Genomic DNA, 24,071 nt, shown 5'->3' on the forward strand with positions numbered 1-24,071 from the left:
TTCCAGGCCGGGCACTGCGACTGGCAGCGGCCACACTCGGTACAGGTGGTGACGTCGAGGATGTCCTTCCAGGAGAAGTCCTCGAACTTGCCCACACCGAAGGTGTCGTTGTCCGGGTCGGCGGTCTCCATATCGATCGGCTTGCCCTTGGACAACATCGGCTTCAACGCGCCCAGCGCGACATCGCCGTCGGCCTCGCGCTTGAAGTAGATGTTCGGGAAGGCCGCGAACCGGTGCCACGCCACGCCCCAGGTGACATTGCGTCCGACCAACAGCAGGAAGGTCGCGCCGGAGACCAGCTTGACGAACGCGAAGATCGACACCATGGCGATCGACTCGGGCAGCAGCTTGGCCACCTGCTCGGTGAAGAAGTCACTCCAGGTGTGGGATTCGTGATAGGTGGCGATCTTGCCCGCCTTCACCAACACCATGCCCAGGCCCTCGACGAGGACGATGGACTCGATCACATACGCGGGCGCGAACCGGGAGCCGCTGAAGCGGGACAGGCGCTGCGGCACGCGCGGGTGGTTCAACTGGCGAATGACGATCAGCACCAGAATGCCGACCACCGTTCCAATGCCGAGGATTTCGTCCACCAGGTGGTAGATGCCCCAGGAACCGATGATGGGCCAGTGGAATTCGGGATCGAAGATCTGGCCGTAGGCCTCGAACCACAGGATGAATCCGAGCAGGAAGCCGATCATGACGAGCCAGTGGGCCCAGCCGACCGTGCGGAACTTGTTCATGCGCGTGTGCGCGATGAATTCGACGAGCATGGTCTTGAAGCGGGGCAAGAAGGGCCGCCACCGATCGGGCGCGGACTGCCCGACCATGACGGTGCGCACGATGTTGCGCACGCCTCCGATGAACGATGCCCAACAGAAGACTGTGAACACCGCCCCAATCGTGCCCAGCGTCACTGTCAGGGCATTCATGTCGCGACCTTTCTTACGGTTCTACGAGCGTCTCGCGAGGCGGCCTGGTTCCACCTCGGGTTGCACGTATCCTAATGGACGGTAAGTTACCCGCCGGTAACTTAACTGTCCAGGGTTTCCCACACCGTAAATCCCGGCAAATCGCAGCTGTAACCAAGGGCAGGCTTACTTCGAAAGCCCCTGCCCTGCAGAAAGAAACGAATCTCGCAAATCGTAGATCGATCGACTAGGCTCACGCTGTCCGACAGCTGTGCGGATCTTCACATGCTCGGGGAGGACTAGTCCTAGCGCGTGGCATGGCCCGAGGGAAGCCGGGCCTCGCGTGGCGAAGACGCACAGCGGATTACCTGATGACGGAATGGAAAACAACCGAATGAAGCTTCGCAGTACGACTGCGTGCGCTGCCCTGGTCATCGGCGCAATGACCATGGGAATGACGATCGCTCACGCCGACGATGCTCCCGCAAAGCCTGCTGGAATCGACTACTCCACCAAGCTTGCCGACGGAAACAAGATCGTCACCACCCTCAAGAACGGCACCTTCGAGCTCGCCCAGCAGGATGGTGCGACGCCCGAGGATCCGAAGCAGACGTTGGTGAACGTCAAGGATCAGCAGGGTGCCGTCCTGCTTTCCTTCCCGCTGAAGTACAGCGTTTCCGGCAAGGACATCGCCGTGAAGTCGGAACTCAAGGATGACGGCAAGGTCCTCGAGGTCGTGCCCGAGAAGCCCGCCGACTTCCAGCCCGGCACCGAACCCGTTGTGGCTCAGGTCCAGCCGGCCGGCCAGCTCAAGGACATCGCCTCGGATGCCGAGAACCAGAAGGCGATGAACGACTTCTCCACCAAGTTCAGCCTCGCCATCGGCATCGGCAGCTTCGTGGGCACCGCGCTCGGCGCGATCATCGGCTGCGTCGTGACCTTTGTCGCCGGTTGCGTACCGGGCCTCGTCGCCGGTGCGGGCATCGGTGGCATCCTCGGCACCATCGCCGCCGGTGGACCGACGCTCGCCGCCGCGGGCTTCGATTTGATCAACACCCTGCAGGCGCCGGCCGGCACCACCCGGTGGTCCGACGCCGCGCAGGCCCAGCAGCAGGCCGCCGCTCAGCAGCCGGTCAACCAGAACTGAGATTTCGAGGAAGAACCATGAACTTCGGCAGCATTCAGACCCTGCTCTTCACCTTGCTCCGGACCCTGTGCACCGCTTCCAGCGGTGGCGCGTCCTGCAGCACCTGGGGCGCCTGATCCCCTAAACGTCCGATGGCCCGGCTCCGGTGTGGAGTCGGGCCATCGGTGTATTCGGGATCGGGCGCCGCTCAGGGCAATTCGACGCGCCCCTCGAACGACACCGTGCCCTGATCGCGGCCGAAGCGGGCGAAGGTGCGTTCGGTCATCGAGTAGGTGCCGTCCTCGCGGACGAGAAGGACCGTGCTGCAGCGGGTTCCATGCACCGGGTGATTGACGAAGCGCGCGGAGGCGGAACGCTCGGTGAGGCGGTCCAATCCGGTATTGGGCAGTTCGGCGGTCGGGGCGGGGGTGCGGTCGGCGAGCACGGTCAGGTAGGCGTCCACGTCTTCCGGGGTGGTGGCGGCCACCTGTGCCAGGGCGCGCACGCCGGAACGGACCTTGGGCCAGGCGGGATCCGGGGTGCCGGTGGCGACGCCGCCGTCGGGTTCGAGCGAGCCGACGAGCGTGCTGTTGGACAGCCCGTGGAAGCCGGGCGTCAACTCGCGCGGGGTGCGATCGGTCCGATTGCTGTGCCACCACAGCGTTTCCAGATCCGAGACCACCAGGTTGAAGCCGTTGTAGTCGTCGGGGGCCGCGGCCACGCCGCGCGCGAACTTCTCCGGCACCGTGTCGCCGCGCAGGAAATCCATGAGCAGCGCGCCGCGGGAGCGGGCGTCGGCGCGGAAGTCGCCGGGCAGGCGCACATTGGTGACCGTCGCGAAGCGGTGGCGGTCGGGTAGCGCGCCGAGCCAGGTGCCGGGGACTGGGCCCGCCGCGCCCAGGTCCCGGCCCGCCACCAGGCCGGGCACCTCGTCCCAGCGCCGCAGCGATTCCGTTGGGCGGGTGAAGAACTCTTCGCGATTGGCGGCCACGATCAACCGGTACTCCGGATGCGCCCGCCACCCGAGCAACACCAAACACATATCCCCAGCATGCCGGAAACCCCCGGTACCGGACCACGCCCGATCACTCCCGCCCCAGGCCTCCCTGCTGTCCCATCGCTGCCACCGAAGGGCTATCCGGATACCCCGGAGCGCGAAAAGGCCGGTAGCTGTTGAGCTACCGGCCTTTTCGAGGGTGCTGTGATTACGAGGTGCGGACCCGCAGGCCCGGGTTGTCGGAGAGCACGGTGCTCACCGGCTGCGCGAACAGCTGCGGGGTGTTGCCGGTGATGAGCCCGATCAGGTTGGGGATCTCGCAGATCGGGTAGTCGGCGACCGACGAGGCGCTGGAGATGCCCAGGGCCAGGGTGCCGGTCACCAGCGGGCCGCCCGAATCACCGGGCAGGGCGCAGATATTCGCCGAGAACGACTGGGTGAGCAGGCGGTCGCCGACCTGGACGGTCTGGTCGACGGCGTTCACCACGCCGCAGCTGAAGCCGGTGCGCGCACCCGACTTGCAGACCGGCGCGCCGACCACCGGCACCGCCACGCCGGTGACGGAGATCGGGGCCGCGCCCGGCACGGTCACGAACGGGTTGGAGAAGGCGTCGCGGTAGTCGTTGTTGATGCCGATGATCGAGTAGTCCTGGTTGCCCAGGATCGACTTCTGGAACACGCCGACCTGCGGGCCGCGGCTCTCGCCGACCACCTGGTACACGGCCGGCGAGTTGGCGCCGCCGGTGGCCGGGATGTTCGGATTGCAGTGTCCCGCGGTGATATTCACGACATTGTCATTGGCGTCGAGGCCGTTGAAGCCGAGCGAGCAGCGCAGCGACATTCGCCCGGCCACCGAGGCGTAGGCGTCACCGGCGGCCGCGGCCCGCGGTCCCGCCCCGGCGACATCGCTGGCCTGCGGCACCTCCTGGCCCTCGCCGCCGACCGGCGGCGCGGCCATGACGATGACGCGGGCCGGGTCCACGAAGCCCGGCAGCGGCAGGTCGGGCTTGTCCACCCGGACCGCGATGCTGTTGTTCAGGGTGTCGATGGCCACGCCCCGGATGGCCTTCGACACGGATTCGGGCTGATCCTTGAGCCACTGCTGGAAGGCGTTCTTCTCGCCGCGCAGGGTGGTCTCGCTCTTGCTCACGTCCTTGGCGGTGAACCCGGCGTCCTGGACGGCCTTGCGGGCCTGGTCCACGCCGTCGCCGGGGGCCAGCGCCACGATGGCCTTACCGGTCTCGTCCAACCACGCGCCGCCGAAGACCTGCGGGAACTGGCGCTGCGCGGTGGTGGCGAAGGTGGCCACCTTCTGCGCGGTGTCGGCGCGCTGCAGGTAGTCCTGCGGGGAGATCTTCAGGTCGCGGGTGATGGCCGCGAGCAGCGAGGCCGGGAGATCCGGGGTCGCGGGGGGATTCGCGGGTTCCGCGTGTGCGCTGGCCGCCAAGGGTCCGGCGACGAGCAGCGTGGTGGCCGCGATCGCCGCAGTACGGACAAGGGTCTGTGGACGTCGGCCCGCAGAAGGCATGGAGAAGCGCATACGTGGCAGGAGCATGGCCCCGACTATATGGTGTCCGGCCCGTTATGCCTACTTATTGCGAGGTGACGTTTCGGTATTCACCGGGCAAACAGCGGGCATGTCGGATTCAAGCACAATGGGAAGGATGTCCGATTTTCGCGGATGTCCTCCCATCCGCTCATCCCTCAGGCGTTGGACCGGGTCCGCACCTGAATTCCACTGCCGATGCCACCACCGGAATTGGCGTCGATATCGGAGAGAATCGCGCGCACCGGGATGCCCAGCGACGCGGTTCCACCGTACTGCGCCAGCGCGGTATTGGCCTCGTTGCAGTTCGGCGCGTCGGCCGCGTTCGAACCGCTGGTGATGCCCAGGGCGAGCGTGCCGGTCACGATGGCGCCGCCGCTGTCGCCGCCCAGGGTGCAGGCGCTGGAGGCGAATCCGCGCACCGTCTTGGACTGGCCCTCGGCGGTGAACAACTGGGTCTCGACCCGGTCGGCCACCACGAAACCGCAGGTGAAGGTGGAGGATTGGCCCGACTTGCAGACCGGCGCGCCGGTAATCGGGTCGGCCACACCGGTAATGGTGAGCGTGGTGCCGTTCGCGCCGCGCACCGAGGGCTGATCCATGCCGGCGCGCACCGCGTCGTCGTTCAGCTTGATGACCGAATAGTCCAGCGCGCTACCGCCCCCCAGATTCGAGGAGACGAAGCTGCCCACCTTCGGACTGGAGGCAAGGTTTTTCACATTCGGCAGATAGACATCCGCGCCGGTGCCTTTCTCGACATTCGGATTGCAGTGCCCGGCACTGATGTTCAGCGCGTTTCCGGCGGAATCCACACTGTTGAATCCGAATGAGCAGACATCCACGGTGCGCAGCGCCGCATCGTCGAGCGGAGTCGGCGCGGTGATGTAGGTGTCACCGCCCATGGGGCGACGCTCGACCGGGCCGCCGGCATCCGGGGACAGCATCACCTTGATATTCGCGATCAGGGTGGGCAGGTTCAGCAAATGCCCGGCGGGGGTGTTGGCCACGCTGAGTACCAGCTGGCTGTTGAGAAAGTCGATGGCCACCGAATTGATGGCGCTGGACAGATCGACCGGCAGCGCGGCGATCCACATGTTCAGCTGATCGGCGGACTTCTCCAGGCCGTCGGCGCTGATCGGGGCCAGTCGGGTCTGGTAGCCGTCGTCGGCGGCGATCTTGGCGGCGTCGAGGGAGGTGACGGCCACGACCGGCTTGCCGTCGGCGCCCACCCACGCGCCCGCGAAGTCGTCGGGGCGCTGGGCGCGGAAACTCGTTGCGTAGTCCCGCAATTGCTGGGCCTTGGCGGCGCGGTCGAGGTATTCGGCGGGCGACATCTTCAGATCGCGCTGGATCGCGGTGACCAACTCGGCCGGAAGGTTCTCGGCGGCAAGCTGATCCGATGACACCGGATCCGCGGTGGCGGTGCTGAGCAAGGGGCCGATCAGGACGGTCGAGGCGAAAGCGACGGTGGCTGCTCGAACCGCGGCGCGACGCGCCATGAACTTGCGCATGGAGTCCCTTCGTAGTGCACCAGCAGACCGACGATTTCCGGATCCGGTTCCGGTTACCCTCCGGAAGGTCGGTCAGCGCACCACTTTAGGGCACAAACCACCGAAGGTCGCTACGAAATCAGCGCAGATTCTGTGCCCACGGCGGTTGCGGAATTTCGAAAGTGGGAACCGGCGGGTACTGATAGATCGGCGGGTACGGGCGAGTGGTGGTCGGCGGCGTGGTGTGGGTGGGGCTCGGCGTGGTGGTCGGGGCTTCCGTCGGGGGCGGCGGGGTGGTGGTGGTCGGCGCGTCCGAGGTGACCGGCACGTCGGCCACATCGGCCGGCGGCGCGGCGGCGGTCGGATTCGTGGAACCGGTCGGCGGCAGCAGCGGCGGTGCGGCGCCCGCACTGCCCGCGGGCTCGGAACGCACCTCCCCGCGCGGCGGTCCGGGCGTGGAGTCGTCGTGGCGCAACACCGCGGCGACGCCGATGCCACCGAGCAGCAAACCGATCAGGGCGGCCGCGGCGGCGATGATGTAGGGCCCGCGATTCGCGCGCGGCGCGTGCGTGACGGCCGCCGCCGGAATCGAACGGGTCACCGACGGCTCGGCGGCGGTGACGGCCGGGACCGCCTCCGAATACGCCTGGGCCAGTTCGGAGGACTTGAGGGCGGGCAGCACGTCGGTGACGTCGGAGGCGTTGACGGCGGACGCGGTGGCGTCGGGCGGGGTGAGCCCGGCGGGGGTGGACAGCACCGCCGCCAGCGCCGCGCGCGCGGCTTGATAGGCGAGGGTCTTGCCGGTGTCCGCGTCCGCCGGGGGTAGGTCGCGCTCGGCGACCAGCACCACCGACTTCAGGCCCAGATAGTCCAGGGCCTCGCGCAGGGCGCGGACATGGGTGTCGGGCCAGCCGGTCGGATGGGTGAGGTAGAACTCGGCCGGGCCGTTGAGGTGCTCGGCGGCCTGGCCGATCAGGCAGAAGACGGCGGTCGCCATCAGATCCTCGGCGCGGTACGCCTCGCCGTCGTCCACCGGCAGCCCGGCCGGGTCGCCGACCGCGCCGACGAAACCGCGAATGGAATGCGAATAGCCCTCGGGCGCTTCGCCGCCCAGCACGGCATCGCCGTCCTCCGACATGTGCAGCACGGATTCGCGCACCGTGTAGTGCACCGGGAGTGTGGCGTCGTCGCCGGTCACCACGGCGACGACGGATTCGTCGTCCGCGATGCGCAGGCCCACCCCAGTGGCCATCCTCTTCTACCTCGCTCGGTGCGTCCGGGTCCTCTCGCGCCCGGGGTCAGACGAGGAGTGAACCGTGACCCATGGCGCGAAGCATTGACAATAACTCCGAACGCGAGCCCGCACCGATTCGACGCCGCATCCGGGCGACATGATGTTCCACGGTCTTGGCCGAGATGTAGAGGCGGGCCCCGATCTCCCGATACGTCAAGCCCAGGAGCACCAGTTCGGCGACCTCGCGTTCGCGTTCGCTGAGCACCGTATCGGTGATCGGTTCCGGACGCTGCTGCGGGGCGGCCGGTGCGGCCACCCGGACCGGCGACTCCGGCGGGCGGGCCTGGGCGCGCAGGGTGCGGGCCAGTTTCAGCAGGGCCGTCGCCGTGGCCGAGTCTCCGGCCGCCAGTGCCGCCTCGCTGGCCAGCCGGGCGGCGTCCCAGCGCAGGCCGAGACCGGCCAGCCGGGCCACCGCGGCCTCCACCTGAGCCCGCGCCACCTGACCGCGCAACACCAGCACCCAGGTGCGGCCCGCGTCGGCCAGCGCGGCGGCCTGCGGGTCGCCCGCCGCCGCGGCCGTCTTGAGCCGATGGGCGTGCGGCAGTAGGGCTTCCGGGCTCTCCTGGGCGATGGCGGCCTGAATCGCGTACCAGTGGAAGGCATTCGACCAGGCGGGCGGCTGACCGAGTTGGCGCAGCAGCTCGTCCGCGCCGGTCACCAGCGCGGTCAGCCGGGCCTCGTCGCGCAGCCGGATACCGGCCAGCCACAGCTCGCCGATCGGCAGCAGCGCCAACAGATCCGGGCCGACCTCGTCGAACAGCGGGGCGGCCTGCTGCCAGGCCAGCGACAGGGCGGTGTGATCGCCGCTGCGCCGGGCCAATCCGACCAGCACGCCGTGGGCGAGCAGGCGGTCGCGCGGATCCAGTTGAGCCAGCTCGACCTCCGTCATCAGGGTGTGGGCGGTGTGCTCGTCGCCGCCCAGCATGGCCACCCACGCGCCCAGCACCAGGCGCTGGGGGTCGCGGGCGGTGCCGCGCAGGGCGTCGGCCGCGCGGCGGGGGTCGCCCATGCTCAGGCACAGCAGCACCGCGATGGACACCGGCGAACAGGGCAGGAAGCGATCGCCGCCGTGGTCGGCGGGGGCCGGTCCCGAATGCGCCGCCTGGATCAGGGCCGAGGCCGCCGACACGGCCGCGCCGCGGTGCGCCAGGGCGGGACTCGCGAAGCGTTGCGCGGCAAGGGTTGTCGGCGCGATGGCTCGCATCTCACCGGTGAATCCCGTTGGCGCGGAGGCGGGTCCGAAGGGCTGCGGGGTGGCGGCCACGAGCATGTCGGACTGACGGGGTGGTTCGAGGTCGGTCGGCCGGTTGCGGTCGGCGCCGGTGGGTTTGGTCGGCGACTGGATCGCGATGCCGTTCGGCGGTCGGAAAGCCGTTGGCGGCGCGGCATATTCGGTGCCCGACGGGCGGCGGGCCGCGCCGCGGGCGGAGCCGTGCGGGGTCGTGGCATCGCCCGCGACACCGGGGGATCCGATGGAGTCGAACAGGGCGTTGGCGATCAGCGCCGCGCGTGCGGTGGCTTCGGTGGGCGGCCATTGCGCGGCGTTCACCGAAAGCATCTGCGCGCCTTGGGCATCGCCGGACAGGTACAGCACCGTGGCGGCGACCGCCCAGTCCGGGCCGACCCGAGTGGGGCCGAGCCAGGTGTAGAGCTGGGCGGCGCGCTCGGCCAGACCCCGCCGGGTCCAGACGCCCGCGCAAATGCGCACGGCGGCGGCCAGATCGGCCAGCGACAGCGCCGGATCGGCCAGGGCCGGTTCGGCCAGGCGCAGGGCCGTGTCACCGTCCCCGGCGCGGGCCGCGGCATCGGCCCAGCGGACCGCGAGCGCCTCCGGATCGGCGCCGGCGGCGGCCGCGGCCGCGTAGCACCGGACCGCCTCGTCCCCGGCCCGTTCGGCGGCGGCACACAGGAATTCGGCCAGGCGCTCGTCGCGGACACCGGATTCGGCGAGCAGCAGGGCAGTGTGGTCGCGCAGCAGTCCGGCGTCCAGGCGCGCGTGCAGCAGCCGCCGTGCCACGGTCAGGAAGCGGCGATCCCCGACCAGGGTCCGCAGCGGCGCGACGGCCGGGGCCAGCAGCAGATCGGCGTCGGTGACCAGGGCGCTGCCCCGGGCGCGATCCACCAGATCCTGTGCGGCCGTGGGATTCAGGTCGAGCACCTCGGCGAGTTCGCCGGTGTCCAGGCCCGCGCCGATGGCCGCCACCACCAGGGCGTCCAACAGGTCCGGGTCGGCGTCGTCGAGGCGAGCCCGCGCCCAGGACGCGACCGCCTGGTCGACCGCCGTCATGCCCGCGTCCAGCCGGGTGGCGCAGGCGGCGGTCAGGGCGGCCACCACGCCGCCGTGGATGCCGCCGGTCTGGCGATGGATGTGCAGGGCCAGGCCGCGCGGCACCATCATGCCCAATTCCCGTGCGAACGGGGCGATCTCGGTCGCGCCCAGGGCACGCAGGTCGACGACCCGGCCGCGCCGGGCCACCAGATCGGTAAGGGCGCGCAGGCGGGCGTCGTGGGGTCGCGGGCGCAGGCCGATGACGACCGGGAACTCCCCGGCCTCCACCGCGGCGCACAGCAGATCGAACTCGCCCGCGCCCAGGGTGTGGGCGTCGTCCACGATCAGGGCGATTCGGATGCGGCCCGCATGCCCGTCCGCGCGGGTGCCCGGCGGGCGCAGGGCGTGGGCCGGATTGTCGGTATGGGGGATGCCGCGGGCCCGCAGCCGGGCGCGAATCGCGCCCAGCAGCGTGGACTTACCGGTGCCGGAACGACCTCGGATGAGGTAGAGCGCCGCCGCGGCATCGTCGGAATCCAGTTCCCGGAATATTTCTCGCGCGCACGGAAGGGAATCCAGCGCCACCGGGGTAATGCCTGTCACGAGGAACCAACTCTCAGCCGATATGCGGAACGACCTGCACCGGTGCCTGCGGAATCGCATGACCGAGCGGATCGACGGCGTTGTTCAGGGCTCCCGTCGGGAGCGAGGGCGAGGGGATGGTCGGCACCTGCGTCGGGGCCTGGGGTTGGGTCTGGGGCGGCTGCTGCGCCTGGCTGGGCGGCTGCTGGGCCGGGGACTGCGATCCCGCCGAATCCTGTTGTGGCGCAGGGGTGTCCGCCGGGGCGGCCGCGTCACCGGCGGGTGCGGGGGTGCCGGTCGCGGGGGCCTTCGCGCCGCCCGGCTGCTGCGCCGATTTGGTCGCGACCACGGGGTTGCCCGCGATCGGGGTCGCGGAGACGGTCGCGCCGCCCGTCGGCGCGGGGGCGTCGAGCGCGACCGCGGAGGTCGACGGCTTCTGGGGCGCACTGGGATTCGTGGACGACGACTGCGCGCCGGTGCCCATGGCCAGGGTCCCGGTGGCCACCGCGGCCACCGCCAGGGCGGCCGCGCCGAAGACGGCGAGCCGCTTCCAATGGCGGAAGCCGCCGCCCGGACCCTCGGTGGGCAACTCGGGGAGCAGCGGAACCCGCTGGGCGGCAGCGGAGTTCGGTGCGCGGTCGGTGTCGTCGCGGGCGGGCTCGCCGGAACCGGCTAGAGAGTCGGCGCGAACCCGTTGCGGCAGACCGGCCGCGGTGCGGGGGAGGGCGTGCGCGGCATCGGCCTCGGCGTGACCGGTGCGGCCCGCGATGGCCGGATGCGCCTCGGTGTCGGTGGTGTCGGCGAGCAGATCGGCGGCCAGCAGGGCCGCGCCGTGCGCGCTCAGGTGGGCCGGGTCGGCGGCGGCCGCGACCGGGACGCCGAATTCGGTGGACAGCAACTCGGTTACCAGCGGGATGCTGGCGCCGCCGCCGGTGAGCAGGAAGCCGTCCAGATCGGCCACCGCCACGCCCGCCCGGCGCAGGGCCTCGCGGATCAGGTCGGTGGAACCGAGCAGCGGGCCGCGCAGCAGTTCCTCGATATCGTCGCGAACAAGTCGTACGTCCAACTGGTTCATGCCCGGCAAACGCACGGGCACCATGGTCGCGGTATTTGTGGAGAGACTTTCTTTCGCAATTTTGCAGCGAACTCGGAGTGCCGCCAATTCTTGTTCCACCAATGGATCGAAAGGATCGAAATCCTTATCGCCGAGGGCATGGGCGAGCACGTATCGCATTGTCAGTAGATCGAATTCCGAACCGGCCACCGCGGTGGTCCGTACCGGTTCGCCGAGCAGGCCCGACATGGTGCCCGTGCGGGCGACCGAAACGGTCAGGCCGGTGGCTCCCAGGTCGTACACCGCCATCGCGCCGTCGTGGCTGGACTCGTGCACCTCCTGCAGCCAGCGCATGGCCGCGGTCGGCTCCGGGACCAGGGTCACCGCGTCCAGCCCGGCCTCGGCCAGGGCCGCGCGCTGCACCTCGACGGTGTGTTGCGACCACCACGCCGGATAGCAGGCGATCACGGCGTCGGCCGGGCCCGCGTCGTGCACGGTCCGACCGATGGCCCCGGCCACCAGATCCGCTGCGCGAACAGCGGATCCGTCGCGCGTGCGAATGTCCACGGGATCCCCGACCCGGGACAGGAAACTTTCCGGAACTTCCGGCTCCGCGCCCAGCATGCTGGGCCGCGTATGCACTCTGTGCTGTCCCCCCGAAGTCGTCACGGCGACGGTATTGGACGACCCGACGGTGATGCCGAGCGCCAGCCCCTGACTCATTCGAGTTCCCCTGTCATTCCCTGACCCGCGTCGGGTGAATCGCGTGCCGTATGAAAGCTCTTCGGTCTGATTTGTACGAAATCCTTGGGTTACGCCGGGCGACCCACCGAGCCTGTCGGTAGCTGGGGGGTCGTCGTTACCGATTCCCCGACAGGTATGGGGAAATTCCCCTAATGTCCACCTTCTCCCCCGGGTGTACGTAACCGGAGACAGGGGAGTTCGCCCCGTTACGCGTAACGCGTCGGCTTCCTAACGTGAAAGGACATTCGAGCAGCGCGGGTCAGCGGGGCCCGCCCATCCAGGGAGACGATTTATCATGAGCCCCAACGCAATTCTCGAGTTCATCCTCAATCTGCTGCGCGACCACGAGGCCGCGGTCAGCTATTGCGCCAATCCGGGAGCGGCCTTGGCCGCCGCCGGACTGGACAATGTGACGCCGGAGGACATCGCGGCCGTCGCGCCCATGGTGGCCGAATCCGCATTGGTTGCGGGAGGTTCGCAGCTGTCCGACATCATCGCCGCGGGCGGCGCGACCGACGTGAGCGCCGACACCGGGCTGGGGGCCGACACCGGGCTGAGCGCGGACACCGGCCTCGGCGTCGGAGCGGGCGTCAACGGCGGCCTCGGGGCCAATGGCAGCGTCGGCCTCGGCGACGTGGCCGGGATCAACCTCGGCACCACCGCCGCCAGCCAGGTCGTCCTCAACGGCGGCACCGGCACGGGCCTGGATCTGGGCCTGTCCAACAACATCGGCGCGGTCGTCGGGGCCGCCACCGACCTGGGCGCGGGCCTGCAAACCGGCATCCAGGCCACCACCGACGCCTTCGCCAATGCCGGAGCCGACCTGACCACGGGCCTCACCGGAGCGCTGAACACCGCCGCCGGTCTCGAAACCGGCCTCGGCACAAGCGTTTCCGCCGGGACCGACGCGGCCGCGGGCCTCCAAACCGGTCTGACCGGAGCCCTGAACTCCGCAGCGGATCTCGGCGCGGGCCTCGACACCGGCCTCCACACCGGCGCGGATCTGAGCACGCAGCTCGGAACCGGCTTGGAGACAGGCATTTCGGGCGTGAGCAACGCTGCGGCAGGGGTTGGCGCAGGGCTGCAGGGCGGCCTCGACACGGGTCTCCACACCGGCGCGGATCTCGGTGCGCAACTCGGAAGCGGCCTGGATGCGGGCATTTCGGGCATGGGTAATGCGGCGACCGGGATTGGCGCGGGGCTGGATACCGGCCTGCACACCGGCGCTGATCTCGGCACTCATCTCGGAAGCGGCCTGCAAACCGACATTTCCGGCATGGGCAATGCGGCGACAGGGGTCGGCGCGGGGCTGCAGGGCGGGCTCGATACCGGTATTCACACCGGCGCGGACTTGGGTGCCCAGATCGGCAGTGGTTTGGAGACCGGCATTTCTGGTGCGGGGAATGCCGCCACCGGAATCGGCGCGGGCGTAGGTACCGGACTCGACGCAGGTGTGCATTCGGCGCTCGATGCCGGGACTCAACTCGGTGGGGGTGTGGATACCGGCTTGACCGGGGTCGGCAATGCGGTCACGGGGGTCGGCGGAGGACTGGATACCGGGCTCTCGGGGGCGGGCCAGGGCGGGGCCCAGGTCGGCAGCGGGCTCGATGTGGGGGCGCATGGTGGGGGTGCGGTGGACGCCGGGTTGCATGGGGCGGGGGTGAATCCTTGGGCGGGGGTGGATGTTTCGCAGGCGTTCGGGGGTGGGGTGCAGGCGCCGGGGGCGGATGCGTCGCTGTTCGGCGGTGGTGCGGCGCACACCGGGGCGGATCTGGGAGCGCATGCCGGCGGGGACATCGTCGGCGACATGCTGCATTCCTAGGGCGAGGGGTCGCTCACCGCGGTTCGCCGCGGTGAGCGAGGTCCTCCGAGACACGTACGGCTGGAATAGGTTCGGTGAGTAGGCAGTGACGAGCATGGTGGCGGCGAATCCGCTGCTGACGATGGTGCAGGAGACCATCGCGGTGGCGCGGGCCGCACAGCGCGGGGATCTGGTCGCCCGGCTGGAGACGGTGGCGGGCCGGGTCCGCGATCCGCGGCGGCGGATCCTGGTGGCCGGGTTGGGGAATCAGGGCAAGAGCCGATTCGTCAACGCGCTCGTCAATATGGACGTGTGCCCGGTGACGGACGACGCGACCACCACGGTCAGCACCGTGCTGTCCTACGGCCCCGAACCGCGGGCGACCATCGTGGCGGCCGGTGCCGACGGAACCGAGAACACGCGGGAACCGCTGCCATTCCAGGCGATTCCGACGGTCGGCACGCGCAGCCCGCAGGGGCGCACCGTGTTGCGCCTCGAGCTCGAGGCACCCAGTCCGCTGCTCGCCGACGGCATCGTGGTGGTGGACACCCCCGGCCTCGGTGCGCACGGAAACACCGGCACAGCAACCATTCTCGGCCAGGCTCCGGCGGCCGACGCGGTGCTGGTGCTGACCGATGCCTCCACCGAACTCACCGAGACCGAGGTCGATTTCCTGCGTCAGGTGCGGGAACTCTGCCCGGCCGTCGCGGTATTGGTCACCAAGATCGACCTGTATCCGCACTGGCGGCAGGTGTTCGAGGCCAATCGCACCCATCTGCGCACCGCCGACCTCGAGCTGCCCATGCTGCCGGTGTCGGCGGTCCTGCGCGCCCACGCCATGCGTCTGCGGGACGAGGGCCTGGGTCGCGAGTCCGGTTTCGGGCTGGTGTTCCAGTTCCTGCGCGAACAGGTGGTGGCCCGCGACCAGGCGGCCCTGCAGCGCGCCGTAGCGCTCGACATCTCCTCGGCCGCAGAGCATTTGGCCCTGGCCCTGGGCAGCGAACTGGTGGCCCTGCGTGATCCGGCGCGCGGCGCCGCCGCCATTCGCGAACTGCACGCCGCCAAGGCCGAGGCCGAGAAACTGCATCGCCACACCGCCACCTGGCAGCAGACGCTGGGTGACGGCATCACCGATCTGGCCGGGGACATCGACCACGATCTGCGCGACCGGCTGCGCGAGATCGCCCGCACCGCCGAGGACTGGATCGACGACCACGATCCGGGCCGCCACTGGGACAGCATCGACGAATGGCTCACGGCCACCGTGGGTTCGGCGGTCGGCGACAATCTGGTGTGGACCGGCACCCGGGCCGTGCGCCTGGCCGAGCGGGTGGCCGCGCATTTCACCGAGCTCGGCGCGGTGGATCTGCCGGAGGTCCGCGGCACGCTCGACGGCGCGTCGCGCACCGCCTCCTGCACGCTGTCGGATCTGGAACCCGATCTGGGACTGAGTCACAAGCTCCTGGTGGGTGTGCGCGGCTCCTACGGCGGCGTGATCATGGCGGGCATGGTCGGGACCATGGCCGGAATGGCGCTGATCAATCCGCTGTCCCTCGGCGCGGGAGTGTTGTTGGGCGGCAAGGCCTTCAGCGACGACAAGAAGGCCCGGCTGGCCAAGCGCCGCGCCGACGCCAAGCTGGCGGTGCGCCGCTACCTCGACGACATCGCCTTCCACGCGGGCAAGGAGACCAAGGACCGCCTGCACCGGATCCACCGCCTGCTGCGCGACCACTTCACCGCCATCGCCGACCGCACCCTGCGCTCCCTCGACGAATCCCTGCGCGCCGCCCAGGAGGCCGCGAACCTCGAGGCCGCCCGCCGCACCGAGCGCGCCGCCGAACTGGAACGCCGCCTGCGCGTGGTCGCCGAACTCCGTCACCACGCCAATGCCCTCCTGGGTCCCGCGGCTCCGGGCTCGCAGCCCCAGGGCACGCCGCAGCTCCCACCCGGCCCCTGAGCCGACGGTCGGGCATATGTGACGGAACATCCCTCGGAACTGCGAATTCGGTGTGAGTCACCGCGCCATCTGCTAACGATTCGCCGGAGCGGCGCGAATGCCAAGCGAATGCGTGGAGGTGCGGAGTGCTTCGGAATCGGGAGCCCAGGCGGGACGACGCGAGCGGTGTCGGCTACGGGCTGGTGGCGGAGACTCGCGGGTTGGTGGCGGCCGCGCGGCGGGCGCTGGGCGATCGGCCGCGAGTGCGCGGGCAGTTGGACGAGTGCGCGCGGCGATTGGATGAGCCGCTGCGGGTGGCCCTGGCGGGACAGCTCAAGGCCGGTAAGTCGACGCTGTTGAACGCGCTGGTCGGGCAGGACATCGCGCCCACCGACGCGACCGAGTGCACGCGGCTGGTCACCTGGTATCGCCACGGGCCCGCGCCGCGGGTCACCGCGTACGCCGCGGACGGCTCGCACGCGGATGTGGTGGTGCGGCGCGGTCGCGGGACCGAGGGGCTGCCGGGTGCGCACGGGCTCACCTTCGATCTGTCCGCCCCACGCTGGAATTCGCCGACGCCGCGCGAGGTGGACCATTTGGCCGTCGAGTGGCCGTCCGCGGAGCTGGCGCAGACCACCATCATCGACACGCCGGGCATCTCCTCGCTCTCGCGGGAGGTGTCGGCCCGCACCGCGCGGCTGCTCACCCCGGGCGGTCCGGGTCCGGTGCTGCCGCCCGCCGACGCCGTGGTCTATCTGCTGCGCCGCCTCGACACCGCCGATGTCGACTTCCTGGAGCGGATCGGCGCGGGGCCGAGCGGGAGCGGCAGTGCGCCGCAGGGCTTCTCGGGTCCGCTCGGCGTGATCGGTGTGGTGTCGCGGGCCGATGAGATCGGGGCCGGACGCATCGACGCCCTGCACTCCGCGCGCGATGTGGCCGCCCGCTTCGCCACCGAACTGGAGCGAACCGGCCTGTGCCAGTCCGTGATTCCGGTCGCGGGCCTGCTCGCCTTCGCCGCCGCCACGCTGCGCCAGCGCGAATACGACGCCTTCGAGGCGCTGGCCGCGATTCCCGTGGACGAACTCACCGCGGCCCTGCTGTCCGCCGACCGCTTCGCCCACCCGGATCTGCCGCTGCCCGTGCCCGCCGAACTGCGCGCCCACCTGGCCGCGCGTTTCGGCCTGTTCGGTATCCGCCTGGCCGTCACCCTGATCCGGCTCGGTGTGCGCGGTTCCCAGGCGCTGGCCGCCGAGCTCACCGCCCGCAGCGGCCTCGATGAACTCCGCACCGTCCTGGACGTCCAATTCGCCCAGCGCGCGGACGAATTGAAGGCGCATTCGGCCCTCACCGCCCTCTCGCGCATCCTCACCGCCAACCCCGGCACCGCCGCCGACACCCTGCTGCCCCGGGTTCGCACCCTGCTCGCGGACGTGCACGCCTTCGCGGAGCTGCGGCTGCTGGCCCAGTTGCGCACCGACGAATTCCCGTTACCGCCGGCCGATCTCGCCGAACTGCACCGGCTCATCGGCGGCGCGGGCGTCGCGCCCACGCTGCGCCTGGGTCTGTCCGCGCACACCGATCTCCCCACCCAGCGCGAGGTCGCGCTGGCGGCCGTGCACACCTGGCGCGCCCGCGCCCGTCATCCCCTGGCCGATCAGTCCTTCGCCAGCGCCTGCCTGACCGCCGCCCGCAGTGCCGAAGGGCTCCTGGACATCCTCCACGAGCCGCCGACCACCCCGTTCCCGGCACTGCGACAGCACCGGTAGCCGAATCTCAGGGCGTGGTGCGGTCACTGCGCGGGTCGATGAGGATTTTGGCGTGGTGGTCGGGCGAGGCGAGGGTGGCGAAGGCGGCGTCGATGCCATCCAGGCCGACGGTGCCGGTGATCAAGGGGCCCGGATCGACCTTGCCGTCGGCGATCATGTGCAGCGTGTCGCGGAACTCGCCCGGATCGTAGCCGAGCACGAATCGAAGTTCGATCTCCTTGTTGATGGCCGTGGCGGGGTGGAAGGCGTCCTGTTGCATGCACACGCCGACGACCACGACCCGCGTCAATGGTGGTGCGGCCGTGAGGATCTGGTCGATGATGCCCGGAACGCCGACGCATTCGAAGACGACCGGTCCCGCGGGGCCTCGGTTGAGGCCGTGCAGGACGCGGAACAGATACCACCACGGGAAGTTCGGGATGCGCCGCAGCCGCTCCATGGCGTCGAACCCGAGATTCAGCACATCGGCCGCACCGGTGATGCGCGGCTGCTTCGGCGTTGCCTCCCAGGGTGATTCGGTGCTCGGGTCGACGACCACGTCCGCGCCGCAGCGGCCCGCCAGTTCCCGGCGGCGGGGCGAGAAGTCGCTGGCGACGACGGTGTGCACGCCCGCGGCCTTCAACATGGTGATGACCGCCAGGCCGATGGGCCCGCAGCCGATCACGAACGCGGTCTGCCCCTTGGTGATTCGACTCTTGCGCACCGCGTGCCAGGCCACCGCCATGGGTTCGGTGAGGGCCGCGTGATCGGGAGACAGACCACCCGGCACCGGGAAGGTCATGGATTCCTGCACCACCACCTGTTCGGCGTAGCCACCGGGCGCGTGGACCGACAGTCCGGTGAGTTCGGGCCGGCGCCCGGTGCGCAGGATGGGCAGCGCCACCACGGGCGTCCCCGGCTTCCAGCGGCGGCGGGTGGCGGGACCGTATTCGATGATCTCCCCGGTGAATTCGTGTCCCATGACCACCCGCTGATCGGAGCGCATGAAGCGGTCGTAGCCGGTGGCGGCGGCCAGGTCGGCCAGCTCGTCGCAGTGCACGCGGGCGTGCAGATCGGAGCCGCAGATGCCGCAGCGGGTCACGCTGATCAGCACTTGGCCCGGACCGGGCACCGGGTTCGGCAGGTCCTCGACCTGGAATTCACCCTTGCTGACCACGGTCGCGCGCATGCCTGACTCCTGTCCGAAAGACGGTGACAGTGGGGATTCTTCACCGACGCGCGCCACGGGTCCGGTGAATCACCGAACCCGCGGCCGCTTTTGTCCGGATATCGATCAGACGGTGACGAGTTCCTCGTCGTCGGCCTCGATCTCGTGCTGTTCGAGCCGGGTATCGCGCGGCAGTGCCAGGAATCCCAGGCAGACCAGCGCCAGCAGCCCGATGCCCCACACCATCGTGTAGTCGAAGGTGTGCGCGAAGTTCACCGCGTTCGCGTCCTTGCCCGCGCGGGCGAGGGTCTGGGCAATGCGCGGATCACCGGGCGTGGACTGGCAACTGGCCGGAACCACGGACGGATCCACCTCGGCGGACCGATACCGCACGCACGCCCGGAAGCCCGCGAGAATCTGGTCCTGGGCCGGTTCCGGCACACCGGTCGCCGCCAGCTCGGTCCGGGTCTGCGCCGCGACCGAATCCACGCCGCGGACCGAATCGTGGTCCAGCTGCGCGAAGAACAGAATCCCGACCAGCGCCACGCCGAGCGCCATCCCCAACTGCTGCCCGGTGTTCAGCAGCCCGGACGCGGCCCCGGCCTCGCGGTCGGGAATCCGCCCGAGCAGCATGTCGATGGTCGGCGCGACCACGATGCCGAAGCCGATGCCGGTGACCAGCAGCGGCAACACCATTTGCCAAGAGGCGAAATCGGATTCGTAGTGCGCGGCCATGGCCCCGTACAGCCCGAACCCGCCCATGGTGACCAGCCCGCCCGCCAGCAGCACCCACTTGCCGAACCGGGGTGCCAGCACGCTCACCGAGACGCCCGCGCCAATGCCCGCGCCGACCGCGAAGAACACCGAGGTGAGCCCGGCCCGCATGGGTGACCAGCCCAGTCCGGCCTGCATGAACAGCGTCCAGATGAGGAAGAACCCGCCGAAGCCGATCCAGAACAGTCCCCAGCTGGCCAGGCCAACGGTGAACGGCCGGGACCGGAAGAGTTCCAGGTCGACCAGCGGCGATCCGATGGTCCGCGCTCGCCACCGCTCGTAGACGCCGAACGCCACGAACGTGAGCCCGGCCGCGCCCATCATGACGAAAGTCCAGGCGGGCCAATCCAATCGGCGTCCCTCGGTGAGCGGGTACACCAGCAGCAGCACCGCCGAGACGGCCAGCACCATGCCGACGATGTCGAGCCGCGGCGCGTGCGCGGAACGGGAATCCCGCATCACCACGGCCGCCGCGGCCAGTGCCGCGATGCCCACCGGCACGTTCACCAGGAAGATGGGCCGCCAGCCCAGATCCAGCAGATTCCACTGCACCAGCATCCCGCCCAGCGACAGCCCCACCGCGGAGGCGGACCCGCCGACCCCGCTGTAGATGGCGATCGCCTTGGCGCGCTCGCGCTTCGGGAAGGTGACCCGGATGATGGCCAGAATCTGCGGCACCATGAGCCCGGCCATCGCGCCCTGCACGAAGCGGGAGCCGATGAGCAGCGCGGGCGACGAGGCGATGCCGCAGGCCAGCGAGGCCGCGGTGAATCCGGCCATGCCGACCAGGAACAGCCGCTTGCGGCCGTAGATGTCGCCGAGGCGGCCGCCGGTGATGAGCACCGCCGCGAAGGACAGCACATAGGCGGCGATGATCCATTCGATCTCGGAGTAGGCCGCGCCCAGATCCCGCTGAATGCTGGGCACCGCCACATTGACGATGGTGACGTCGAGCAGGTCCATGAATCCGGCGGCCAGCACGACGGCGAAGGCGATCCAGCGGCGTGGATCGAGAGTGGGTGAGATGTCGGTTTCCACTGCGAACTCTCTTCGGTGCGGTGAGTGTGACGGGGCCCGCCTGAAACTATGCACCTGAAGTGATTATCCCGCAATAGGGCAATCACCTATGAGGCGTTGCTGTATGCTGGGCGGGTGACCGCTGTCGATCCCACCCGTATGCCGTTGTTCACCAGTTCCGCATTCCTGTTGGGGCAGTTGGGATCCCACTCCGCCTACCGGTTCGGCCAGCTGCTCGAGCCGCTGGGCATCAATCCGCCGCAGTACGGCACGCTGCGCCTGCTCGAGGCCAATGACGGGCGGACCCAGCAGCAGCTGTGCGAGGCGCTCGGCATCCACCGCAATGTCATGGTCAGCGTGATCGACGCCCTGGAGCGGCGGGGGCTGGTCGAACGGCGTCGCCATCCCGTCGATCGGCGCGCGCACGCGGTGCACCTGCTGCCCGCCGGGCGCGAGACCATCACGCGCGCGGGCGAACTCGCCGACCGGCTGAACGCCGAGCTGCTGGCCCCGCTCGAGCCCGAGGACCGGCCGCGCATGCTGGCCATGCTGCAGCGGATGTCCATCGGCAACGGCCTCACGCCGGGGGTGCACCCGGGCCTGACGGTCGAGCCGGGCGTCATGCCGATCTGTGACCCAGGTCATACCTAGGAGCTGTCACAGGCCGCCCCGGCGCGTGTCCAACCAGGTGTAGGCAATTCACCCGGAAGGACACCGACGATGGCCACCATCGACATCCTGGACTCGTTCATCAACTACACCGACACCGGCAGCGGCGACGTTCCGGTCGTCTTCCTGCACGGCAACCCCACCTCGTCCTACCTGTGGCGCAATGTGATTCCACACGTGAGCGGCGAAACCCGCGCCCTGGCACCGGATCTCATCGGCATGGGGGCCTCCGGCAAGCCCGCGAGCGACTACCGCTTCGTCGACCACGCCCGCTACCTCGACGCCTGGTTCGATGCGCTCGGCCTGGACGACGTGGTGATCGTGGGCCACGACTGGGGCGGGGCGCTCGGCATGGACTTCGCCGCCCGGCACCCGGGCCGGGTGCGCGGCATCGCCGTGGTGGAGACGTTCCTGCGGCCGCTGCACTGGTCCGACCTGCCGCCGCAGGGCGAGCAGCTGTTCCGGCGCTTCTGGTCGCCCGAGGGCGAGAAGATGATCCTCGAGGACAATCTGTTCATCGAATTCAACCTGCCCACCGCGATTCCCGGCCTGACCGCCGAGGCGCACGACGCGTACCGCGCGCCGTACCCGACCCCGGAGTCCCGCAAGCCGATGCTGGTGTGGCCGCGGGAATTCCCGATCCTCGAGGAGCCCGGCGACACGGTCGCGATCGTGGAGAACTACGGCCGCGCGATGGCCGACACCCCCGAGGTGCCCAAGCTGATCATGCACGTGGATCAGGGTGTCGGTCTGGGCTCGCCCGAGGCGGTGGGTTGGGCCGCGCGGACCTTCGCCTCCGCCGAGACCGTGAATATCGGTGCGGCCGGGCATCACTGCCCGGAGGAGCGGCCGGACGAGATCGGCGCGGCGGTCGCCGACTGGATTCGCCGCCACGCGCTGCTCGGCAGCCCGGCCGAAGTCCGGTAGGTCGGATTTCGCATCGGGCCGGTTCGACCGGTTAGCCTGGATTCGCCGTGGCAGGGCTGATCGCGGGGCACCGCACGGGTGCCCCGCGATCCCTATGCTGGCGAGATGGACACCGGGCAGGACACCGATGAGCGCGCACTAGTGGCCCGGGCCGCCGGGGGTGATCGCGCCGCCGTCTCGGATATCGTTCGGCTGCTGCAGGATCCGATCTACCGGCTGGCGCTGCGCATGGTGTGGCGGCCCGCCGATGCCGAGGACGCCACCCAGGAGATCCTGCTGCGGGTCCTCGGCCATCTCGACACCTTCCGCGGCGAGGCCAAACTGACCACGTGGGCGTATCGGATCGGCGTCAACTATCTGCTGAACCTGAAGCGGCGGACGCCGCAGGAGGCGCGGCAGCTCAGCCTCGACGAATACAGCGAGGGACTCAAAGACGGTCTGGCGGACGAGGATTACCGCGGACCCGAGGCCGCGCTGCTCACCCATGAAACCCGTCTGAACTGCAGTCAGGCCATGCTGCAGTGCCTCGGCCGCGACGAGCGGGTCGCCTATGTGCTCTCCGATGTCTTCGAGGTGAGCTCCGAGGAGGCCGCCTGGATCGTCGGCGCGACACCCGCCGCGTACCGAAAGCGGGTGGAGCGGGCCAAGAAACGGCTCGGCAACTTCCTGTCCGCCACCTGTGGGCTCGCGAATCCGGAGGCCTTCTGCCGGTGTTCGCGGCGGGTGGCGAAGGCGGTCGAGCTGGGGCGGGTGGATCCGCGTCGGCCCGCGTTCGCCACGCATCCGATCACGCCCGGCGGGCGCGGCGTCGAGGAGGCCGAACGGCAGATGATCCGGCTGCACGATGCCGCCGCCGTCCTCGGCTCGCACCCGGATTACGCTGCGCCGCAGGCGAAAATGGCGGCCATCGCGGGGCTGCTGGCGTCCGGTCGGTTCCCGCTACTGGACTGACGCGGCCGCGCCGAACTTCTTCTCGTAGGCCCAGGGGGCCAGTTCGGCGGTCACCGCCGTGAGCTCGGGCGCGCTGTCGCAGTCCGAACACTCCAGGCGCACAGCGACTTCCCCGCCGCAGCCGGTGTGCCGGTAGGTCACCGGCGGGCCGTCGGGGGCGGCCCAGGCGTCACCCCACGCGGTGAGCGCGAGAATGACCGGCTTCAGGTCCAGGCCCTTCGGGGTGAGCAGGTATTCGGTGTGGCCGGTGCCGCCGCGCTGCTCGAGGATTCCCGCCTCGACGAATTCCGCGAGCCGCTTGGTGAGGATGTTCGGCGCGATGCCCAGGCCGCGCTGGAACTCGGTGAACCGCGTCATGCCCGCGAACATGGCGTTTCGAATGATCAGCAGGCTCCAGCGCTCGCCCACGATCTCCAGCGTGCGCGCCGCCGAGCAGACCTCCCCCTCGTACATGCGTCCCAACATGTCTCCAGGGTGTCGGAATCGCTTGTGTGATGCAAGCAGGCGCGCTATCGTCATGCAAGTAGGCAGGTAAATGCCTGCATAAATTGTCCGAGGAACGGAATCCGCCATGACCGATCAGAACTTCACCGTCAGCTTCACCGTCGACCGCACGCCCGCCGAGGTCTTCCGCGCCGTCCTCGATCCGCGCGCGTGGTGGTCGGCCGACATTCAAGGGGGCACCGAGAAGGTCGGCGACACCTTCGATTACGAGGTCCCGGGCGTGCACCGCAGCCGGATCGAACTGACCGAGGTGGTGCCGGACCGCAAGGTGGTCTGGCTGGTCACCGAGAACCGCATGTCGTTCATTCAGGACCAGACCGAATGGGTGAACAACGAAATCCACTTCGACATCACCGAATCCGAAGGCGGCACCGAACTCCGCTTCACCCAGATCGGGCTGGTGCCCGACTATGAGTGCTACGACGCCTGCAGCCCGGCGTGGACCTACTACGTCACCCGGAGTCTGCGCGACCTGATCGGCACCGGCGTTGGACTCCCCGATCAGCTGCCCGGCCAGGCCGAGGCGATCGCAGCCGTCCAGGGCGCGTGGTGACGGTCCCGTT

17 protein-coding genes and 1 pseudogene are annotated in these 24,071 nt (G+C 69.7%); 8 read left to right on the top strand and 10 right to left on the bottom strand.

Features of this window, described 5'->3' with window-relative positions; translation table 11 throughout:
- Positions 1 to 935, bottom strand: a pseudogene (locus VMT65_RS36240) (Fe-S oxidoreductase); the annotation flags it as partial.
- Between the two features lie 322 nt (positions 936 to 1,257).
- On the opposite strand from VMT65_RS36240, the gene VMT65_RS36245 reads away from it, so the two are divergent.
- On the top strand, positions 1,258 to 2,061 hold the full coding sequence (locus VMT65_RS36245) for a hypothetical protein (protein WP_326313219.1): 804 nt from the start codon (positions 1,258 to 1,260) through the stop codon (positions 2,059 to 2,061).
- 187 nt (positions 2,062 to 2,248) lie between these two features.
- Here VMT65_RS36245 and VMT65_RS36250 read toward each other — a convergent pair whose 3' ends face one another.
- The 6 genes from VMT65_RS36250 to VMT65_RS36275 all read right to left on the bottom strand — a co-directional run bounded on the left by VMT65_RS36250 (position 2,249) and on the right by VMT65_RS36275 (position 11,995).
- Positions 2,249 to 3,082 (bottom strand): NRDE family protein, encoded by an 834-nt coding sequence (locus VMT65_RS36250; protein ID WP_326313220.1) that lies wholly within the window; start codon positions 3,080 to 3,082, stop codon positions 2,249 to 2,251.
- Between the two features lie 163 nt (positions 3,083 to 3,245).
- Positions 3,246 to 4,592, bottom strand: a complete 1,347-nt coding sequence (locus VMT65_RS36255; RefSeq protein ID WP_326313221.1) for a S1 family peptidase — start codon at positions 4,590 to 4,592, stop codon at positions 3,246 to 3,248.
- Between the two features lie 149 nt (positions 4,593 to 4,741).
- On the bottom strand, positions 4,742 to 6,094 hold the full coding sequence (locus VMT65_RS36260; protein ID WP_326313222.1) for a S1 family peptidase: 1,353 nt from the start codon (positions 6,092 to 6,094) through the stop codon (positions 4,742 to 4,744).
- 118 nt (positions 6,095 to 6,212) lie between these two features.
- Positions 6,213 to 7,325 (bottom strand): hypothetical protein, encoded by a 1,113-nt coding sequence (locus tag VMT65_RS36265; RefSeq protein WP_326313223.1) that lies wholly within the window; start codon positions 7,323 to 7,325, stop codon positions 6,213 to 6,215.
- A 46-nt stretch (positions 7,326 to 7,371) separates the two neighbouring features.
- Positions 7,372 to 10,239 (bottom strand): LuxR C-terminal-related transcriptional regulator, encoded by a 2,868-nt coding sequence (locus VMT65_RS36270; RefSeq protein WP_326313224.1) that lies wholly within the window; start codon positions 10,237 to 10,239, stop codon positions 7,372 to 7,374.
- Between the two features lie 13 nt (positions 10,240 to 10,252).
- Complete coding sequence (locus VMT65_RS36275; protein WP_326313225.1) at positions 10,253 to 11,995, bottom strand: Hsp70 family protein; 1,743 nt, start codon at positions 11,993 to 11,995, stop codon at positions 10,253 to 10,255.
- 316 nt (positions 11,996 to 12,311) lie between these two features.
- On the opposite strand from VMT65_RS36275, the gene VMT65_RS36280 reads away from it, so the two are divergent.
- The 3 genes from VMT65_RS36280 (at position 12,312) to VMT65_RS36290 (ending at position 17,519) form a co-directional block, all read left to right on the top strand.
- Positions 12,312 to 13,838 carry an IniB N-terminal domain-containing protein gene (locus VMT65_RS36280; RefSeq protein ID WP_326313226.1) on the top strand — a complete coding sequence of 509 codons (1,527 nt, stop codon included), beginning with the start codon at positions 12,312 to 12,314 and terminating at the stop codon, positions 13,836 to 13,838.
- Between the two features lie 94 nt (positions 13,839 to 13,932).
- On the top strand, positions 13,933 to 15,774 hold the full coding sequence (locus VMT65_RS36285) for a dynamin family protein (RefSeq protein WP_326313358.1): 1,842 nt from the start codon (positions 13,933 to 13,935) through the stop codon (positions 15,772 to 15,774).
- A gap of 182 nt (positions 15,775 to 15,956) precedes the next feature.
- Entirely contained in the window at positions 15,957 to 17,519 is a 1,563-nt protein-coding gene (locus VMT65_RS36290; RefSeq protein ID WP_326313359.1) for a dynamin family protein, read from the top strand.
- 7 nt (positions 17,520 to 17,526) lie between these two features.
- Here the strand turns inward: VMT65_RS36290 and VMT65_RS36295 are convergent, their stop codons facing one another.
- Complete coding sequence (locus VMT65_RS36295) at positions 17,527 to 18,687, bottom strand: zinc-binding dehydrogenase (RefSeq protein ID WP_326313227.1); 1,161 nt, start codon at positions 18,685 to 18,687, stop codon at positions 17,527 to 17,529.
- Between the two features lie 105 nt (positions 18,688 to 18,792).
- Positions 18,793 to 20,478: an MFS transporter gene (locus VMT65_RS36300; protein ID WP_326313228.1), complete on the bottom strand. Its 1,686-nt coding sequence runs from the start codon at positions 20,476 to 20,478 to the stop codon at positions 18,793 to 18,795.
- Between the two features lie 114 nt (positions 20,479 to 20,592).
- On the opposite strand from VMT65_RS36300, the gene VMT65_RS36305 reads away from it, so the two are divergent.
- From VMT65_RS36305 to VMT65_RS36315, 3 genes are all read left to right on the top strand, one after another.
- The gene (locus tag VMT65_RS36305; RefSeq protein ID WP_326313229.1) at positions 20,593 to 21,108 is read left to right on the top strand and encodes a MarR family winged helix-turn-helix transcriptional regulator; all 516 of its coding nucleotides are present in this window, start codon (positions 20,593 to 20,595) and stop codon (positions 21,106 to 21,108) included.
- 69 nt (positions 21,109 to 21,177) lie between these two features.
- Positions 21,178 to 22,053, top strand: a complete 876-nt coding sequence (locus VMT65_RS36310; protein ID WP_326313230.1) for a haloalkane dehalogenase — start codon at positions 21,178 to 21,180, stop codon at positions 22,051 to 22,053.
- A gap of 105 nt (positions 22,054 to 22,158) precedes the next feature.
- Positions 22,159 to 23,004 (top strand): RNA polymerase sigma factor, encoded by an 846-nt coding sequence (locus VMT65_RS36315; protein ID WP_326313231.1) that lies wholly within the window; start codon positions 22,159 to 22,161, stop codon positions 23,002 to 23,004.
- Here VMT65_RS36315 and VMT65_RS36320 read toward each other — a convergent pair.
- Positions 22,993 to 23,469, bottom strand: a complete 477-nt coding sequence (locus tag VMT65_RS36320) for a winged helix-turn-helix transcriptional regulator (protein WP_326313232.1) — start codon at positions 23,467 to 23,469, stop codon at positions 22,993 to 22,995. The genes VMT65_RS36315 and VMT65_RS36320 overlap by 12 nt on opposite strands.
- Before the next feature lie 106 nt (positions 23,470 to 23,575).
- Between VMT65_RS36320 and VMT65_RS36325 the strand changes: the two genes are divergently transcribed.
- Positions 23,576 to 24,061, top strand: coding sequence for an SRPBCC family protein (locus tag VMT65_RS36325; protein WP_326313233.1), 486 nt, complete (start codon positions 23,576 to 23,578; stop codon positions 24,059 to 24,061).
- Positions 24,062 to 24,071: the final 10 nt, after the last annotated feature.

The sequence above is a fragment of the Nocardia sp. CDC153 genome (genome assembly GCF_035818515.1).
In the GTDB taxonomy this organism is placed as follows: domain Bacteria; phylum Actinomycetota; class Actinomycetes; order Mycobacteriales; family Mycobacteriaceae; genus Nocardia.

Excerpts from the sequence above, each read along its gene's own strand:
- VMT65_RS36310 (WP_326313230.1), top strand. The coding sequence starts at position 21,178 with ATGGCCACCATCGACATCCTGGACTCGTTCATCAACTACACCGACACC.
- VMT65_RS36295 (WP_326313227.1), bottom strand. The coding sequence starts at position 18,687 with ATGCGCGCGACCGTGGTCAGCAAGGGTGAATTCCAGGTCGAGGACCTG.
- VMT65_RS36260 (WP_326313222.1), bottom strand. The coding sequence starts at position 6,094 with ATGCGCAAGTTCATGGCGCGTCGCGCCGCGGTTCGAGCAGCCACCGTC.
- VMT65_RS36315 (WP_326313231.1), top strand. The coding sequence starts at position 22,159 with ATGGACACCGGGCAGGACACCGATGAGCGCGCACTAGTGGCCCGGGCC.
- VMT65_RS36285 (WP_326313358.1), top strand. The coding sequence starts at position 13,933 with ATGGTGGCGGCGAATCCGCTGCTGACGATGGTGCAGGAGACCATCGCG.
- VMT65_RS36255 (WP_326313221.1), bottom strand. The coding sequence starts at position 4,592 with ATGCTCCTGCCACGTATGCGCTTCTCCATGCCTTCTGCGGGCCGACGT.
- VMT65_RS36320 (WP_326313232.1), bottom strand. The coding sequence starts at position 23,469 with ATGTTGGGACGCATGTACGAGGGGGAGGTCTGCTCGGCGGCGCGCACG.
- VMT65_RS36280 (WP_326313226.1), top strand. The coding sequence starts at position 12,312 with ATGAGCCCCAACGCAATTCTCGAGTTCATCCTCAATCTGCTGCGCGAC.
- VMT65_RS36265 (WP_326313223.1), bottom strand. The coding sequence starts at position 7,325 with ATGGCCACTGGGGTGGGCCTGCGCATCGCGGACGACGAATCCGTCGTC.
- VMT65_RS36325 (WP_326313233.1), top strand. The coding sequence starts at position 23,576 with ATGACCGATCAGAACTTCACCGTCAGCTTCACCGTCGACCGCACGCCC.
- VMT65_RS36250 (WP_326313220.1), bottom strand. The coding sequence starts at position 3,082 with ATGTGTTTGGTGTTGCTCGGGTGGCGGGCGCATCCGGAGTACCGGTTG.
- VMT65_RS36275 (WP_326313225.1), bottom strand. The coding sequence starts at position 11,995 with ATGAGTCAGGGGCTGGCGCTCGGCATCACCGTCGGGTCGTCCAATACC.